This is a genomic window from Sodalis-like endosymbiont of Proechinophthirus fluctus, from assembly GCF_001602625.1.
GTDB lineage: Bacteria > Pseudomonadota > Gammaproteobacteria > Enterobacterales > Enterobacteriaceae.
Map to the genome: position 1 here is coordinate 12,129 of NZ_LECR01000053.1, position 803 is coordinate 12,931.

Here is an 803-nt window from a genome sequence, read left to right on the forward strand (position 1 = left end):
GTCTTATTGTCTTATTGTCCAGTCCGCTACGCGGCGGGTCGATAAAAATCGTTTCGCAGCGGTATCTGCGCAAATCAATCTCCTTCAAACGGGTAAATTCGCGTTCTCCTCGTATCACCTGGGTAAATTTTTCTGCCGACATACGGATTATTCGCAAGTTATCGATATAATTGGCGGCAATATTTTACTGTGCTGCCTTCACCGATGGTTTGGCGATTTAAGTGGCCAGCACTTTGTCAAAATGACGCGCCAGCGCTAGGGGAAATTGCTATTGCCGCAGTAAAGCCCCAGCAAATCACCCTGAGTTCCCTCGGTGGGGCTGCCAGCGCTCATTCCAGCATGTGAATATTGTGATACCAGCATTAGGCTGGGTAAAACTGTTCTCTATCTGTCGGTAGATAAGCGTCTGGCCGGCCGACGGGCATACGTTCATCGACGACATAATCGCGATCCAGGCAGATTTTGGTTTTTAGCGCGGCCGATGAGCTGGATTTAGTACCCGTGGGCGCGCAATGCATCGCACAGGCGCGCAGCGCAATCGCGCTAGGCATCGCCTAGAGGTCGGCGATAAATGAGCGTTAAGACTGCATCACCGCTTAGCGTCGTGAGATAGTCTGTTTGAAACAATTTGGCGCACAGCACGGGTTCAGGGCGTATTATGGGCCGTCATCATCTCTGTCATTAGCGTATTGATGAGAGTACTGCTGGCCATGAAATGATCGATGCAGATCCGTGCTTTGATCTGCTGATCAAACATGATGTGATAAAGATCGTCATCATCATGCCAGATGTGGAACTCGGCC

1 pseudogene is annotated in these 803 nt (G+C 50.3%); it reads right to left on the bottom strand.

The features are described 5' to 3' along the window. A pseudogene (trmA, locus tag BG74_RS13605) lies at positions 1-803 on the bottom strand (tRNA (uridine(54)-C5)-methyltransferase TrmA); the annotation flags it as partial.